This window comes from Lutibacter citreus (genome assembly GCF_003260195.1).
Classification (GTDB): domain Bacteria; phylum Bacteroidota; class Bacteroidia; order Flavobacteriales; family Flavobacteriaceae; genus Lutibacter; species Lutibacter citreus.
The window spans coordinates 739,685-752,573 of the sequence record NZ_QEIH01000001.1; the positions used below are offsets into that span (position 1 = coordinate 739,685).

Here is a 12,889-nt window from a genome sequence, read left to right on the forward strand (position 1 = left end):
CTGAAAAATAAGATTATGGATTTAAAATATATTGGATACAATTTTACGGTTTTACCTAAAGAACCAGGAACAGAAATATTAATTGCTCAATTAGGTTTTGCAGGTTTTGAAAGTTTTGTTGAAAATGAAGACGGAGTTACCGCTTATATTCAAGAGGTAGATTGGAATGCAGAGATATTAGAAGATATTCAAATATTAAATTCTAAAGAGTTTGAAATTTCTTATGTAGAAGAAGTTATTGCGCAAACTAATTGGAATAGTGAATGGGAAAAGAATTTTAACCCAATTCAAGTGGATGATATGGTAAGTATTAGAGCGCCTTTTCATGAGAACCCTAATTTAAAATACGATATTGTTATTGAGCCAAAAATGAGTTTTGGAACAGGACATCATGAAACTACTCATATGATGGTGCAACATTTGTTGGAGATGGATTTAACCAACAAAAAAACGTTAGATATGGGCTGTGGAACTGGGATTTTAGCAATTTTTGCAGAAATGAAAGGTGCGCAACCAATTGATGCTATTGATATTGATAATTGGTGTTATGAAAATTCAATGGAAAATGTTGAGCGTAATAATTGTAGCCAAATATCAGTTTATGAAGGTGATGCTTCTTTATTATTAAACAAAAAATATGATGTAATTATAGCAAATATTAATAGAAATATTTTACTTAATGATATGCAATCATATATGAGTTGTTTAAATGAAAATGGAACAATTTTATTTAGTGGTTTTTATGAAAATGACATTCCAATTTTAGACGCTGAAGTTTCTAAATACGGAATGAAAATAGATAAAATAATTGAACGTAATAATTGGGTATCTTTAAAATATATTTTTGAATAATGATTTTATATGGTGGTTCTTATACTGAAGATGTTGGACCTGGCCTATTTGGAACAGGAAAGGGAATCTATTGTTTTGATTTTAATGAAACTACAGGAGCTTTAAAATTACTCCATGTTTTTTTAGGAAGAAATACAAGTTATATTGCTATTTCAAACAATAAAAAATATTTATTTAGTTTTGAAGAGGTTTCAAAAGATAAGAAACCAGTGGTTCTTTCGTTTATAATTAATAAGGATTATTCATTAAAATTAATTAACCAACAATCTATTGAAGGTGGGTTACCTTGTCATTTAAATTTAGTAAATGATGTAACTTTAGGTGTGGTGTGTTATGAAACAGGAAGTACTCATTTATACCCAATAAACAAAGATGGTTCATTAGAACCAACTTCTCAAACAATTAATAATGTTGGAACAAGTGTAAATGTAGAAAGACAAGAATGTGCACATTCGCATATGATTGAAAGCAATGGGAATCAAATTTTTGTTCCAGATTTAGGTATCGATAAAGTTGTTGTTTATAATTTAAAAGAAAACAAATTAATTGAAGATTATAAAATTAGTATCCCTTTAGGTGAAGGGCCACGGCATATTGTTTTTCATCCTTTAGGTAAATTGGGGTTTGTTATAAATGAGCTAACAGGAGGAGTTTCAATATTAAAAAAAGAGAATTCTAAATTTAAAGTAGTTGAAACAGTAAGTTCTTTGCCCGAAAATTATGAAGAAACACCTTCTGCAGCTGGTATTAAAATGAGTTCAGATGGGAAATTTTTATATGTTTCAAATAGAGGGGGTAATACAATTGCCGTTTTTAATTTTAATATAGAAAATGAAAAGTTAACATTATTAGATCAGAAAGATTCTGGGGGAGAAACTCCAAGAGATTTTACCATTTCACCAAATGAAAAATGGTTGATAGTTTCAAATCAAGATTCAAATAATATAACAGTTTTTAAAAGGGATTTAAACGCTATAAAATTAACAGAAGTGTTTAAAATTAAAACGGCAGAATCTATAGTTTGTTTGAAATTTTTATAAATTAGTAGAAATTATGAGTACGGAAAGAAAAATACAGGAAGAAGTTGATACTCTTGAAAAAGAAGTAAATCAATACGAATTAGTGCTTTTTAATGATGAGGTTAATACTTTTGATTTTGTAATTGATTCATTAATTGAAGTGTGTGAACATACTTTAGAGCAAGCAGAACAATGTACTATTTTAGTTCATTATAAAGGAAAATGTACTGTGAAAACAGGAGAATATAAAGACCTTGAACCTAGGTGTTCAAAATTATTAACAAAAGGTTTGTCTGCAGAAATAATTTAAAAAGGTCACCATTAAAATGCTGACCTTTCCAAAAAAGAGTTATTATAATTAACCAAAAGAACATTATTAATTTAAAAAATGAAAAACTAACTCTTTTAATGTTAGACGTAAGATACAACATCTTCTTACAATATTTTTATATTTAGTGGTTTTTCTAAAGTATAATTTTATAAAGGAATATTTCCATGTTTTCTTTTTGGGGTATTAATTTCTTTTCCTTCAAGCATTTTAAACGCTTTAATTAATTTTCTTCGTGTGTTTTTAGGGTAAATTACTTCGTCTATAAAACCACGCCTAGCAGCTTTGTAAGGGTCAGCAAACAAAGAGGCGTATTCAGCTTCTTTTTCTTTTAGTTTTTCTTCAGGATTTTCTGCGTTTGCTATTTCTCGTTTAAAAATAATTTCGGCGGCTCCTTTAGCTCCCATAACTGCTATTTCTGCTGTAGGCCAGGCAAAATTCATATCTGCACCAATATGTTTAGAATTCATTACGTCATAAGCGCCTCCATATGCTTTTCTGGTAATAACCGTAATTTTAGGAACGGTAGCTTCGCTTAAAGCATATAGTAGTTTAGCACCGTTTTTAATAATTCCATTCCATTCTTGATCGGTACCTGGTAAAAAACCGGGTACATCAACTAATACTAATAGAGGAATATTAAAGCAGTCACAAAAACGAGTAAATCTTGCTGCTTTTATGGAGCTGTTAGAGTCTAAACAACCCGCAAGTTGCATTGGTTGATTGGCAACTATTCCAATACTTCTTCCCGCAAGTCTTGCAAAGCCAACTATAATATTTTCTGCATAATCTTTCTGAATTTCAAAAAATGTATCTTCATCAATAATTCCACCAATTACAGAATGCATATCATATGGTTTGTGAGCATCTGTAGGAATTAGATTAATAAGATGTTCACGTAATTCTTCACCAACAACATAATGAAGCTTTTTAGTTGTTTCTTTATTGCTTTGCGGTAAGTAGCTTAATAGTTTTTTAATATCATTTAAGCAAGTTATATCATTTGCAGAAGTAAGATGTGCAACTCCAGATTTGGTAGAGTGTGTGCTTGCTCCACCTAACTCTTCAGAAGTAACTTCTTCATTTGTTACAGTTTTAACAACATTTGGGCCTGTGACAAACATATAACTGGTGTCTTCAACCATTATTGTAAAATCAGTCATTGCAGGAGAATATACAGCACCACCAGCACATGGTCCCATAATTGCGGATATTTGAGGTATTACTCCAGATGCCTGAACATTTTTATGAAAAATATCTGCATAACCACCTAGGGAGCGAACTCCTTCTTGAATTCTTGCACCTCCAGAATCATTTAAGCCAATACAAGGAGCTCCAACTTTTACTGCAGCATCCATAATTTTGCAAATTTTTTCAGCATGAGTTTCAGATAAAGCACCTCCAAAAACAGTAAAATCTTGAGCAAAAACATAAACTAATCTATTATCTATGGTTCCATAACCAGTTATAACACCATCTCCAAAGAAAATTTGGTCTTGCATACCAAAATCAGTAGTTCTATGGGTTACTAATACTCCCATTTCTTCAAAGGAACCCTCATCTAGTAAATAAGCTACTCTTTCTCTAGCTGTTAGTTTCTTTTTAGAATGTTGTTTGGCTATTCGTTTTTTACCACCACCTAAATGAGCTAACGCAACTCTTTTATCTAATTTTTCAATTTTAGTGTTCATTTCTTTATCCATAATTATTTATTTAGGTAGTTTGCGCCAGGTATTTTTAATATTTTCTGCTCATCTAAATGAATTTTTAAAGCAATTAAAGCGGCTAATTGGGCTTCTTCTTTAAGTTCTTTTTCGAGTTTATCAGGAGTGTAGTAATTTTCAACAAAATGAGTATTGAAAGCACCTGATCTAAAAGCTTCATGTTTGCAAACAAATTTTCCAAAAGGCAAGGTTGTCATTGCACCAACTACTTTATAGTTTTCAATGGCGTCAATCATTAATTGAATGGCCTCATCTCTTGTTTTGCCGTAAGTTATTAATTTGGAGAGCATTGGGTCGTAATAAATTGGAATTTCCATTCCTTCTTCAAATCCGTTATCAACTCTTATATTTTTACCAGTAGGAATTTTATAAGTAGTTAATTTACCAACACTTGGTAAAAAATTATTTAAAGGATCTTCAGCATAAACTCTAAGTTCTAGTGCATGACCATTAATTTTTAAATCTTCTTGTTTAATTGTGATTTCTTGTCCTCTTGCAATTAAAATTTGTTGTTCTACAAGATCTACATCAGTAATTAGTTCAGTAACAGGATGTTCAACTTGTAAGCGAGTATTCATTTCAAGAAAATAGAAATTTAACTTATCATCAATTAAAAACTCAACAGTTCCAGCACCTAAGTAGTCACATGATTTAGCAACCATAATTGCTGCTTCTCCCATTTTATTTCTTAATTCTTCAGATAGGATACTTGAAGGAGCTTCTTCTAATACTTTTTGATGTCTTCTTTGAACGCTGCACTCTCTTTCAAAAAGTTGAAGTACATTCCCATAACTGTCTGCTAAAACTTGAATTTCTATATGTCTTGGAGATGTAATATATTTTTCAATAAAAACAGATCCATCACCAAAGGCTGAGGTTGCTTCTGAGATTGCACGTTGCATTTGTTCTTCTACATTTTCAGCTTTTTGAACTACTCTCATTCCTTTTCCACCACCACCAGCAGCAGCTTTAATTAAAATTGGAAATCCTATTTTGTGTGCAATTTCTATTGCTTCTTGAGGGTTGGAAATAGCTCTATCTATTCCTGGTACCATTGGAATTTTGTAGTTTTTTACAGCATCTTTAGCAGCTAATTTATCTCCCATCATTTTTATTGATTTTGATTTTGGTCCGATAAATATGATGTTATTTCTCTCACATAATTCAGCGAAATTTGCATTTTCACTTAAAAATCCATAACCTGGATGAATTCCATCTGCGTTTAATTTTTTGGCTACTTCAATTATTTTATTTCCGTTTAAGTACGATTTGCTTGAAGGGGCTTCACCAATACAAACAGATTCATTTGCATATCTTACGTGTGGTGCATTTCTATCTGCTTCAGAATAAATAGCTATTGTTTTTATCCCCATTTTACGGGCGGTTTTCATAACTCTAATGGCTATTTCACCTCTGTTTGCGACTAATATTTTTTTCATAATAGATTTTTAATATAAATAAGGAGGCTATAATTCTAATCCATTTCAATCATTAGTTCGCCTTTTTCAACCGTTTCGTTACATTTAATGTTTACAGCCTTAATAATTCCATCCTTGGGAGCTAAAATAGAGTTCTCCATTTTCATTGCTTCTAAAATTAAAAGCGTGTCACCCTCTTTAACTTGTTGATTTTTGATAACGTTAACTTTTAGGATCATACCGGGCATAGGAGCTTTTATAAGATTTATCTTTTTTGAGATGCCACTAGATAATCCTAACTCATTAATTAATTGATCTAATTGATTTGAAATATTAACATTGTAAATGTGCTCATTTATTGTGATTACATAATTTCTTTTGTAAAAATGAGCTTCATTTAAATGAACGTTAAAAGATTTGTTATTGTTGATAACATGAATTTTCTTTTTTGATAGTTTGATTAAATCTAATTGATCTATATCAGAAGTTTTTAAATTGAATTCAAAAGACTCGTCTACTTTTACTTTGAATTTTTTCCCCATAAATTTTAAATTGACAGATATTCAATTAATTAAGTTTTTAAATTACGAGATTTTTTGAAATATAAAAAATAAATTAATTTTATAATTTTTAGAGATTTTGTTTTTCATTATTTTTAAGTGCGGAGAAAATATGATTAAACCATTTTTTTATGATGTGATTTATGTGTCAGTTTAAAGTGGAAAATGAATTTAAGTGAAAAGATGTGTTTTTAGCCAAAAAATCAGATGAATAAACTTATTGGTTAATATAGAATTGAAACTTTTTTAAAAATTAGTATTTTTGGTTAATAATTAACCTAAAAATTTAAAAATTATTAATTTGGGTTAATTTAGAATATTAATTAGGAAATAGAGTTGTAAAATAACAAGGAATGATACTGTAAATTTGTAGTATCATATTAAAAATTAGAATATTATGAGTTTGAAAAAACAATATTTAAAAAGTAAACCTGTTTGTAAAGTTACATTCTTATTAGATAAAGAAGAAGCTTTAGAAGCAGAAAGAGTTGATTTGTTGGGAGAATTCAATAACTGGAACACTGCTGAGCCAGTTATTATGAAAAAGTTAAAGAATGGATCATTTAAAGTTGTTATTGATTTACCTGCTGAAAAGGAATTTCAATTTAAATATCTTTTAGATGGTGAAAAATGGGTAAACGACACTAACGCAGATAAGTTTGTGAATAGTGGTTTAGGAGCTGAAGAAAATTCAGTTGTTACTTTGTAAGAAGAGATTTACTATTTAGCACAATTAAAAAAAGAGAATTTGACTTGCAAATTCTCTTTTTTTTACTACTAACTAAAAAAATCAAAAACATTACCTATCTCAATAAGTAATGAAATATGAGACAAATTTATACGAATAGCTTCTTATATTCTATGACTTTTATCATCATTTAAATATTTTTTTAAATATATAAATTAAAACAGGAGTTAGTTAATTAAACTAGTTCCTGTTTTTGTTTTTTAGAGCCTGATTAACTGTTGTTTATGTAATTGTTTTTATTAAAAAATTATTTGATAAATTTTCAACTTATTTATAAAATATTTAATATTTATATTAAAAAAGAGTTATTCGTCTCAATTTAAAGCTTTAAAAGAAATGATTTTGAAATTTTTAAGATGAAATTGTAATTAAAATAAGTAGGTGTTTATAAAAGATTTATTACTTTTTATATATAATTTTAAAAACAATTCTAAAAACAAAAACTTTAAAAAGGAGCTTTTGAGTTGTGTTTTATTTTTTTTAGAGATTTGAATAATTATTACCACTTTTGGAGGTAGTTTTTTTATAAAGTCCATTTTTCTCCATTTCCATTTTTTTTATCATATTTCCCCAACTTATTAAATTTTAAAGTGGTTATCTAGTTTCACCTTGAATTAAATGCTTGTTTTACCCTTTTATCATTTTATTCTCAATGGAGGGCAAAACAATTTTAAATTTCAATTTTAATAAAAAAATAATTAAAAAGAATGGTTTTACAGTTGTTTACTTTCCTAAAACAGCTAAAATTAAGATAAGTATTTAAATTAAATTCTAGAAATATTGATAAAATGAACGTAGAAAAGCTTTAAAATGTGAAACGAGCAAAAGAAATAGACCTAAGTAATTTATTGTAAAACAAGAAGTTAAGGCAGGTGTTAGGAGGGGAGTACTATTAATAAAAAAGCAACTACCTAATAATTAGATAGTTGCTTGTATATTTTGTGACCTCGACTGGATTCAAACCAGTAACCTCTTGAGCCGTAATCAAGTGCGCTATTCAGTTGCGCCACGAGGCCGTTTTAACGGGTGCAAATATAACATAATTTAATTATTTACAAACTATTTTTTGTAACAAAATATCGATAACCAATTATAGCTAGTTGCCATTTTGATGCTTTTGCTAAATCCATTCCTTTTTTTGTATAGCTAGGAATGATAATTTTGTTGATTTTTGCAATAATCTTAAAAATTGATTTTTTCATATAGCTAAAATAAAACTAATAAAAAGTCTTACAAAATGTAAGATCTTTATGATATGTTATTATTGGTTTTTTGAAATCCTATCTAAGGATATTTTATAGAGTAAGCGGTTTAAGGTTCGTCCAAAAAAAATATTCTAGAAGTTTCATTTAATATAAGAGTTAATAGTTCAATTTAAATATTCCTAAGTAGTTGTAAACCTATTTAATGTAAGATGCGATTTAAAAATAGATTTTGTGATATAGGTTAATGTTTTAATTAGAATTAATACTGTTCGTATTTAAAAGTTTCTAGGTTAAAATAAAATGTTTGTAATTCTTAATTCTAGTTTCGTAACTAGTATTTATAAAATGAAAATAATATTAAAAAATTTAAACTACAGTAATAGCTATTTAACAACATAATAAGTTTAGCTAATTTTTAAATCATCAACTTTTAAGATTTATATTCTATTATATTTGCATCAAAAAAATATTTATGGATTTTTTATTTATAGTAATTGGTTTAATTCTACTAATCTTGGGAGGAAATTGGTTATTGAAAGCAGCAGTAGGATTTTCATTAAGATTACTTATTCCTAAAATAGTAATTGGTATGACAGTTGTTTCTTTTGCAACTTCAGCTCCAGAATTAATTGTTAGTATTAGATCTGCATTAGAAGGACACGCAGATATTGCATTAGGAAACGTAATAGGATCAAATATAGCCAATTTAGGATTGGTCTTAGGGATTACTATTTTAATTTCTACTATTAGCGTAGAAAAAAGTTTTTATAAAACAGATTGGCCTGTGATGATTATTGCATCATTACTTTTATATGGGTTTATTGCATTTGATGGTGAATTAGTGAGGTATGAAGGAATTATAATGTTATCCTTGCTTATAGTTTTTTTAATTTATTTATTACGTTTTCAAAAAACAGCGGTAGTTGATGAGGTTCCTGAAGATGATGTTGAACTACCTTTATATAAAGATGTTTTATTTTTAGTAATTGGAGGTGTTGCTTTATGGGGAGGTTCAGAACTATTAATTGAAGGAGCTGTAGGAATGGCTCAAAAATTTAATGTTAGTGAGCGAGTTATAGGTATTACAATAGTATCTGTTGGGACAAGTATTCCTGAGTTAGCAGCTTCAATAATAGCAATATTAAAAAAAGAAAAAGCAATATCCTTAGGGAATCTTATTGGGTCTAATGTGTTTAATATTTTGGCAGTATTGGGTATAACCTCTATAATTACTCCAGTTAAAGTTACAGACGAAGGATTGTTAAATAGTGATATTTATTGGATGCTAGCTTTTGCTTTATTAGTTTTTCCGTTAGTATTTGCACCAGTGAAAATGAAATTGAGTTGGAAAGAAGGTCTAATTCTTTTATCGTTATATTTAGGCTTTATATATACAATGTTAGTTTAATTTTTATTAAAAAAATAAGTAAAAAAAAACACTGCAATTGCAGTGTTTTTTTTTACTTATTAAGTGAAAGATTATTTAATTGGCTTAACCGTTTTAATAATTCTTGAAGCTACTTTGTATGGATCTGCATTTGAAGAAGGACGACGATCTTCTAACCATCCTTTGTATCCTTTTTCTACAACTATAATTGGAATACGAATTGATGCACCTCTATCTGAAACTCCCCAAGAGAAATCGTTGATTGAAGCAGTCTCGTGCTTACCAGTTAAACGTTGATCGTTAAATTCACCATAAATTTCAATGTGTTCTTTTACCAGTGGGCGGAAAGCTTCACATATCTCAATATATTTATCTTTTGAACCACATTCTCTTAAAATAGAGTTAGAGAAGTTAGCGTGCATACCTGATCCATTCCAGTCAGTATCTCCTAATGGTTTTGGATGGTATTCAATATACATTCCACGACCTTCAGTTAAACGGTCTAATAAATATCTAGAAATCCAGATTTCATCTCCAGCTTTTTTAGCTCCTTTTGCAAATAATTGGTATTCCCATTGTCCAGATGCAACTTCTTGGTTAATACCTTCAAAGTTTAAACCAGCTTCTATACATAAATCAGCATGTTCTTCAACTAAATCACGTCCATGAGTGTTTTTACCACCAACTGAACAGTAGTACATACCTTGTGGAGCAGGATAACCACCTCTTGGGAAACCTAAAGGTAAATCATTGTCAGCATCCATAATAAAGTATTCTTGCTCAAATCCAAACCAGAAATCGTTATCATCATCTTCAATAGTTGCACGTGCATTAGACTCATGAGGAGTTCCATCAGCATTCATCACTTCATTCATTACTAACCATCCATTAATACGGGCAGGATCTGGGTATATTGCTACTGGTTTTAAAATACAGTCAGATGATCCTCCTGAAGCTTGTTTTGTAGATGAACCGTCAAAAGACCAAAGTCCTAACTCTTCTACTGTTCCTTGAAAATTCTCATGCTCTTCAACTTTGGTTTTACTTCTCATATTTTGAGTTGGAAAATATCCATCTAACCAAATATACTCTAATTTAATTTTTGCCATATTGTAATATAATTTATATGATTTCTTTTTTGATTGCTACAAAAATAATTATTTCTTGCATACAATAAAAATATAAGGGGGTAAAATTAAATATTCAATATTATTTTTATAGATACCCTATTTTTTTATAGGGTTAATGAAAAATAATAAAAAAAATATTGAAAAAATACTAAATATTTGTAAAAAATATTTTTAAAATTCTTGTATATTCGTGATAAAATTTAATATTAAGGAATGGCAACATTAAGATTTAAAGCAATTCAATTAGCACAAAGTAGAAAGCCGATAGAGATTCATGAAACAAAAAAGCGTTCAGAGATTTTTGGAGAGAACGTTTTTAACGAAAGAACTATGCGCCAATATTTAACTGTTCAGGCTTTTAATGGAGTTATGAGTTCAATTAAACATGGGAAAAAAATTGATCGAAAAATAGCGGATCAAGTTTCTTCTTCAATGAAAGACTGGGCTTTATCTAAAGGTGTAACTCATTATACCCATTGGTTTCAACCTTTAACTGGTGCAACTGCAGAAAAACACGATGCTTTTTTTGAAACCATAGGAAATGGTATGGCAATTGAAAAATTTGATGGGGATAAATTAGTTCAGCAAGAGCCAGACGCCTCAAGTTTTCCTCACGGAGGGATAAGAAATACTTTTGAAGCTCGTGGTTATACAGCTTGGGATCCAACATCTCCCGCTTATATTTATGGAACAACCTTATGTATTCCAACTATTTTTGTGTCTTATACAGGTGAAGCATTAGATTATAAAACGCCACTATTAAAAGCATTACTTGCTGTAGATGAATCCGCTACAGCTGTTTGTAAATATTTTGATAAAAATGTAAAAAAAGTATCTTCTTTTTTAGGTTGGGAGCAAGAGTATTTTTTAATAGATAGAGCTTTAGCCGGAAGTAGACCAGATATAAATTTAACAGGAAGAACGCTGTTAGGGCATTCTCCTGCTAAGGGTCAGCAATTAGATGATCATTATTTTGGATCAATACCATCTCGTGCATTTAGCTTTATGCGAGATTTAGAAACGGAGTGTATGTTGCTAGGTATTCCGGTAAAAACAAGACATAATGAGGTTGCGCCAAATCAATTTGAAATAGCGCCTATTCATGAAGAAGCAAATTTAGCTGTTGATCATAACGCGTTATTAATGGATGTTATGGGGAAAGTAGCATTGCGTCATGATTTTAAAGTGTTGTTACACGAGAAGCCTTTTGCTGGTGTTAATGGTTCAGGTAAACATAATAATTGGTCTTTATCTACAGATACGGATGTAAACTTACTAAGCCCAGGTAAAACACCTATGAGTAACTTACAATTTTTAACATTTTTTATAAATACAATTAAAGCAGTTCATAATAATGAAGAATTACTTCGTGCAGCAATAACATCAGCAAGTAATGATCATAGATTAGGTTCAAATGAAGCGCCTCCAGCAATTATGTCTGTATTTATTGGCGCTCAATTAACAGGTGTTTTAGAAGAGTTAGAAGGTGTAACAAAAGGAAAGCTGTCTCCAGAAGAAAAAACAGATTTAAAATTAAATGTTGTAGGGAAAATTCCAGATGTTTTATTGGATAATACAGATAGAAACAGAACATCTCCTTTTGCTTTTACTGGGAATAAGTTTGAATTTAGAGCCGTTGGGTCAATTGCCAATTGTGCAAAGCCAATGACGGTTTTAAATACAATTGTAGCTAAACAATTAAAAGATTTTAAAATTGAAGTAGATACACTAATAGCTGAAAAGGATTTAAAGAAAGATGAAGCAATTTTTAATGTTTTAAGAGAATACATAAAATCAATAAAAAATATTTTATTTGAAGGAAATGGCTATGGAGTAGAGTGGGAGAAAGAGGCTAAAAAAAGAGGTCTTAGTAATAATAAAACAACTCCTGAAGCATTAAAAGCTCGAATCTCTAAAAAATCTATTGATATTTTTGAGGAAATGGGTGTTATGACCAGGGTTGAAACCATTGCTAGATATGAAATTGATATGGAAGAATATATAAAACGTGTTCAGATTGAATCTCGTGTTTTAGGAGATATTGCAGGTAATCATGTAGTTCCTACGGCTGTTAAATATCAAAATATATTAATTGAAAATGTTTCAGGTTTAAAAAAAATCTTTGGAGATGAGTTTGAGAACCATGCTAAAGAGCAATTAAAACTGTTAGTTCGTATTTCAGACCATATTGAAGCTATACATATGAAAATTGATGCAATGATAGCTGCAAGAAAAAAAGCAAATAAACTTACGTTAATAGAGAAAAGAGCTTCAGATTATTGTTTTAAAGTAAAACCATTTTTTGATGAGATTAGATATCATTGTGATAAATTGGAGTTAATGGTAGATGATGAAATTTGGCCATTAACAAAATACAGGGAGCTTCTTTTTGCTCGTTAATTTACAAAAAACAAAAACCTGATAATTGTCAGGTTTTTGTTTTTTGTACCATTTGTTTATTACTTTAAGTCTTTTGTTTATAGTTTTCTAGTAGTAATTTTATATGTAACCAAAGTAT

11 protein-coding genes and 1 tRNA gene are annotated in these 12,889 nt (G+C 29.4%); 6 read left to right on the top strand and 6 right to left on the bottom strand.

The features are described 5' to 3' along the window. Positions 1-15: 15 nt before the first annotated feature. The 3 genes from prmA to DAD81_RS02920 are packed head-to-tail and all read left to right on the top strand — an operon-like array spanning position 16 to position 2,181. Positions 16-852, top strand: a complete 837-nt coding sequence (prmA, locus tag DAD81_RS02910) for a 50S ribosomal protein L11 methyltransferase (RefSeq protein ID WP_111706721.1) — start codon at positions 16-18, stop codon at positions 850-852. Beyond that, on the top strand, positions 852-1,892 hold the full coding sequence (locus DAD81_RS02915; RefSeq protein ID WP_111706722.1) for a lactonase family protein: 1,041 nt from the start codon (positions 852-854) through the stop codon (positions 1,890-1,892). The genes prmA and DAD81_RS02915 overlap by 1 nt, the downstream gene beginning before the upstream one ends. A 13-nt stretch (positions 1,893-1,905) precedes the next feature. Continuing rightward, positions 1,906-2,181 (top strand): ATP-dependent Clp protease adaptor ClpS, encoded by a 276-nt coding sequence (locus DAD81_RS02920; RefSeq protein WP_111706723.1) that lies wholly within the window; start codon positions 1,906-1,908, stop codon positions 2,179-2,181. A gap of 167 nt (positions 2,182-2,348) precedes the next feature. Here the strand turns inward: DAD81_RS02920 and DAD81_RS02925 are convergent, their stop codons facing one another. Genes DAD81_RS02925 through DAD81_RS02935 form a run of 3 tightly spaced genes read right to left on the bottom strand, consistent with a single transcriptional unit; the run spans position 2,349 to position 5,883 of the window. Next, on the bottom strand, positions 2,349-3,890 hold the full coding sequence (locus DAD81_RS02925; protein WP_111706767.1) for an acyl-CoA carboxylase subunit beta: 1,542 nt from the start codon (positions 3,888-3,890) through the stop codon (positions 2,349-2,351). Positions 3,891-3,904: 14 nt separating this feature from the next. Then, positions 3,905-5,362 (bottom strand): acetyl-CoA carboxylase biotin carboxylase subunit, encoded by a 1,458-nt coding sequence (locus tag DAD81_RS02930; protein WP_111706724.1) that lies wholly within the window; start codon positions 5,360-5,362, stop codon positions 3,905-3,907. Between the two features lie 35 nt (positions 5,363-5,397). Next, positions 5,398-5,883 carry an acetyl-CoA carboxylase biotin carboxyl carrier protein subunit gene (locus DAD81_RS02935; protein ID WP_111706725.1) on the bottom strand — a complete coding sequence of 162 codons (486 nt, stop codon included), beginning with the start codon at positions 5,881-5,883 and terminating at the stop codon, positions 5,398-5,400. Positions 5,884-6,298: 415 nt separating this feature from the next. On the opposite strand from DAD81_RS02935, the gene DAD81_RS02940 reads away from it, so the two are divergent. Further along, a complete protein-coding gene (locus tag DAD81_RS02940; protein WP_111706726.1) occupies positions 6,299-6,610 on the top strand; it encodes an isoamylase early set domain-containing protein in 312 nt (103 codons plus the stop codon). A gap of 981 nt (positions 6,611-7,591) precedes the next feature. Here DAD81_RS02940 and DAD81_RS02945 read toward each other — a convergent pair. Together DAD81_RS02945 and DAD81_RS02950 are read right to left on the bottom strand one after the other, a co-directional pair. Further along, positions 7,592-7,665, bottom strand: a tRNA-Arg gene (locus DAD81_RS02945). Between the two features lie 36 nt (positions 7,666-7,701). Beyond that, positions 7,702-7,851 carry an SsrA-binding protein gene (locus tag DAD81_RS02950; RefSeq protein ID WP_111706727.1) on the bottom strand — a complete coding sequence of 50 codons (150 nt, stop codon included), beginning with the start codon at positions 7,849-7,851 and terminating at the stop codon, positions 7,702-7,704. Between the two features lie 475 nt (positions 7,852-8,326). Here DAD81_RS02950 and DAD81_RS02955 point away from each other — a divergent pair, with 475 nt between their 5' ends. Further along, a complete protein-coding gene (locus DAD81_RS02955) occupies positions 8,327-9,262 on the top strand; it encodes a calcium/sodium antiporter (protein ID WP_111706728.1) in 936 nt (311 codons plus the stop codon). 71 nt (positions 9,263-9,333) lie between these two features. On the opposite strand, the gene DAD81_RS02960 is transcribed toward DAD81_RS02955, so the two are convergent. Beyond that, complete coding sequence (locus DAD81_RS02960) at positions 9,334-10,350, bottom strand: glutamine synthetase beta-grasp domain-containing protein (protein WP_111706729.1); 1,017 nt, start codon at positions 10,348-10,350, stop codon at positions 9,334-9,336. Positions 10,351-10,584: 234 nt separating this feature from the next. Between DAD81_RS02960 and DAD81_RS02965 the strand changes: the two genes are divergently transcribed. After that, positions 10,585-12,771 (top strand): glutamine synthetase III family protein, encoded by a 2,187-nt coding sequence (locus DAD81_RS02965; RefSeq protein ID WP_111706730.1) that lies wholly within the window; start codon positions 10,585-10,587, stop codon positions 12,769-12,771. Positions 12,772-12,889 lie beyond the last annotated feature (118 nt).

Coding starts and splice junctions, on each gene's coding strand:
- DAD81_RS02940 (WP_111706726.1), top strand. CDS start 6,299: ATGAGTTTGAAAAAACAATATTTAAAAAGTAAACCTGTTTGTAAAGTT.
- DAD81_RS02950 (WP_111706727.1), bottom strand. CDS start 7,851: ATGAAAAAATCAATTTTTAAGATTATTGCAAAAATCAACAAAATTATC.
- DAD81_RS02960 (WP_111706729.1), bottom strand. CDS start 10,350: ATGGCAAAAATTAAATTAGAGTATATTTGGTTAGATGGATATTTTCCA.
- DAD81_RS02965 (WP_111706730.1), top strand. CDS start 10,585: ATGGCAACATTAAGATTTAAAGCAATTCAATTAGCACAAAGTAGAAAG.
- DAD81_RS02915 (WP_111706722.1), top strand. CDS start 852: ATGATTTTATATGGTGGTTCTTATACTGAAGATGTTGGACCTGGCCTA.
- DAD81_RS02920 (WP_111706723.1), top strand. CDS start 1,906: ATGAGTACGGAAAGAAAAATACAGGAAGAAGTTGATACTCTTGAAAAA.
- prmA (WP_111706721.1), top strand. CDS start 16: ATGGATTTAAAATATATTGGATACAATTTTACGGTTTTACCTAAAGAA.
- DAD81_RS02930 (WP_111706724.1), bottom strand. CDS start 5,362: ATGAAAAAAATATTAGTCGCAAACAGAGGTGAAATAGCCATTAGAGTT.
- DAD81_RS02935 (WP_111706725.1), bottom strand. CDS start 5,883: ATGGGGAAAAAATTCAAAGTAAAAGTAGACGAGTCTTTTGAATTCAAT.
- DAD81_RS02955 (WP_111706728.1), top strand. CDS start 8,327: ATGGATTTTTTATTTATAGTAATTGGTTTAATTCTACTAATCTTGGGA.
- DAD81_RS02925 (WP_111706767.1), bottom strand. CDS start 3,890: ATGAACACTAAAATTGAAAAATTAGATAAAAGAGTTGCGTTAGCTCAT.